Raw genomic sequence first — 2,742 nt, 5'->3', positions numbered from 1 at the left:
GCGATGTATTAAATGTTGCCGCAACTGCCGGGATTTTAGCCGCTAAAAAAACATCCGAATTAATCCCTATGTGTCATCCATTAATGATAGAATCTGCTGATATTAGGTTTAATCTAAATGAGACTGATATAGAAATAGAGGCACAGGTTACTGTCTGGGCTAAGACAGGCGTAGAAATGGAGGCTTTAACCGCAGTTTCAATTGCCGCCTTGACTATCTATGATATGTGTAAGTCCGTTGACCGCGAAATGACTATTTCAGATATACAATTGATTAAAAAAGCAGGCGGTAAAAGCGGAATATGGAAAAGGATATAAAAAATACCGTAACTGTTCAGCCACTGATTAACACAGATTGACACGGATAAATACAGAAGTCAGAGGATAGATGAGAAAGGGTGAAACGGAGAAGGAGAGGAGAGACGAGGAACTATACCTGAATTTTCAGCCTTCAACTTTGATTACGGACACGGATACCGGACACAATTCACGAATTTTCAGTGTTTCATCCGTGTGTATCTGTGGCTGAATAATTACAAAATACCTTATTTTATCAAGATGGATATTCATAAGGAGTAATGCTAATGGCGAATAAAAATTTACCTATTGGTATCTTTGACTCTGGAGTTGGTGGGTTGACGGTGGCGGCTGAAATAATGAGAACCTTACCTTCAGAAGATATAATCTATTTTGGTGATTTAGCCCGAACCCCTTATGGCTCAAAATCTCAAGAAACTGTCCGCAGATTTTCCCTTGAGATTGCTAACTTTCTTATTGAACAGCAGGTGAAAATGATTGTCGTTGCCTGTAATACTGCATCATCTTTAGCCTTAGGTGTATTAAAAGAAAGATTTAGCCTGCCAATTATCGGTGTTATCCATGCTGGTGTTTTGAAGGCAATAAAGATAAGTCGGTCTAAAAGAATAGGTGTGATTGGCACTCAAGCTACCATTTCCAGCAATGCCTACCTTGAGGCAATTAAATCCATAGACCCCACCATTCAGGTCACAAATCAACCCTGCCCTTTATTTGTGCCATTAGTAGAAGAAGGTTGGTTTGAACATAAAGTAACTAAATTAGTCGCACAAGACTATTTTACCCCATTAAAAAACAATCAAATAGACACACTAATTTTAGGTTGCACACATTATCCATTCTTAAAAAATATTTTACAAGAAATTATGGGGAATGAGGTAGTATTGGTTGATTCCGCAATTGAAGTTGCCTTCCAGACAAAAAAGGTATTAGAGGAAAATAACTTACTTCGTCCCCAAAATCCTGCCCCTGTCTATAAATTTTATGTCAGCGACGCCTCTTCAAAATTTGTCGAAATAGGTAAAAGATTATTAGGTGAAAAATTTGGGGTAGTAAAGCAGGTTGAGGTAGGAAGTATGTAAAATAGGTAACTATACTCCAGTGGGGTATAAATTGTGATTATTTAAAGTAATCGGTAATCAGGTAATCAGTAATCGGTAACAACCAATTAATCTTTTCCCTTTACCGATAACCTGATCACCGATAACTGATTACTTGAATTTCACTTCAGATGGTTAAAATGTTACTAAAATAGAGTCGCAACTTGTGTACAATTTTTGTAACTTTTTTCTCTGCGTCTCTGCGGTGAACGGTTACCAATTTTTTTATAAGACCGCAATGACAATTTTAACCTTATCTGCCTCTTTTATCACCGCATCTTTATGGACAATTAATACCTTTTCTGACTCCAGGGCTAAAACCGTTGCTTTTGCTTTAATCATTGTTTTAATCGTTGAAATACCAACCGTGGGAATATCAAATCGAAAATCATGGTCAGATTTAGATGTTTTAGCCACAACTAATCCCTCTTGACCAAAACTACCAGCCCTTAAAATTGTCTCATCCGTGCCTTCTATTGCCTCTACAGCTAAAACCACTCTATCTTTGACAACAACTGACTGACCAATGTTTAGAGAGGCAATACTTTTCGCCATCAAAAGACCATATTCAATATCGAGCCATTGCTCTTGTGTTGGTTGCATCTGGGTTAATATGCCTTTTTGAGCTAATAAATCTGACAGATATTGCCTTTGGTCCAAAACCAAAAGACCATCATTTGCAAGTTCATCTATTATTGCTTTCATAATGGCGTTATCATCTCTGGCTTTTAATTTAGACAATAGACCAATTGCTCTATTGTCTAACTTTGATTTATCAAAGATTATTTCTTTATCAACCTTACCAATCATAAAAATCTCTTTTATGCCTTCTTGAATTAATGTCTCAATTATTGTCTGCATCTGACCAATTTCAAAGGAATAGAATTTATTGGCAATTGCCTGCAGTTCATTTTGTTCATCTTTAACCAGGCTAATGATAACAAGTTCAATATCTTGTTTTTTTATTTGTTGAGCTAAAATCACAGGTAAATTACCTCTGCCAGTAATCAGTCCCATCTTTTTATGAGAAACCAATTAAATCACCACCCTTTCTAAATACGATATGTATAATATTTTAAAGGTTCCTATCAATATGTCGTTCCTATGGTTGTCGATGATTTTCTACCAATATTATCTTCCTCACTAACTTTATACTTTCAAAAAAATCCAATCTTCCCCTTCTATATATCAAAAGTGTCCAAAAGGGGATAAGGAGATAAGAATGATATGGAGATAAGATAATAGAAATAGATTGAAATTTATAGAAATAGGTAGAAATTGATTGTGGAAAACAACAAATTTCCATAAATTTCTATTAGTTTCTACTA

4 protein-coding genes are annotated in these 2,742 nt (G+C 35.6%); 2 read left to right on the top strand and 2 right to left on the bottom strand.

Features of this window, described 5'->3' with window-relative positions; all coding sequences use genetic code 11:
• A partial coding sequence (gene moaC / locus AB1414_18725; GenBank protein ID MEW6609449.1) for a cyclic pyranopterin monophosphate synthase MoaC occupies positions 1-317 on the top strand: 317 nt, incomplete at its 5' end.
• Between the two features lie 266 nt (positions 318-583).
• Complete coding sequence (gene murI, locus AB1414_18720; protein MEW6609448.1) at positions 584-1,396, top strand: glutamate racemase; 813 nt, start codon at positions 584-586, stop codon at positions 1,394-1,396.
• 243 nt (positions 1,397-1,639) lie between these two features.
• On the opposite strand, the gene lpxI is transcribed toward murI, so the two are convergent.
• The gene (lpxI, locus tag AB1414_18715; GenBank protein ID MEW6609447.1) at positions 1,640-2,449 is read right to left on the bottom strand and encodes a UDP-2,3-diacylglucosamine diphosphatase LpxI; all 810 of its coding nucleotides are present in this window, start codon (positions 2,447-2,449) and stop codon (positions 1,640-1,642) included.
• A 67-nt stretch (positions 2,450-2,516) separates the two neighbouring features.
• Positions 2,517-2,720, bottom strand: a complete 204-nt coding sequence (locus tag AB1414_18710) for a hypothetical protein (protein MEW6609446.1) — start codon at positions 2,718-2,720, stop codon at positions 2,517-2,519.
• Positions 2,721-2,742: the final 22 nt, after the last annotated feature.

It is taken from the genome of bacterium (assembly GCA_040755795.1).
Classification (GTDB): domain Bacteria; phylum UBA9089; class CG2-30-40-21; order CG2-30-40-21; family SBAY01; genus JBFLXS01.
Note: the sequence above shows the minus strand (reverse complement) of the source record. Positions and strands in the feature narration are given on the sequence as shown.

Coding starts and splice junctions, on each gene's coding strand:
- murI (MEW6609448.1), top strand. CDS start 584: ATGGCGAATAAAAATTTACCTATTGGTATCTTTGACTCTGGAGTTGGT.
- AB1414_18710 (MEW6609446.1), bottom strand. CDS start 2,720: ATGGAAATTTGTTGTTTTCCACAATCAATTTCTACCTATTTCTATAAA.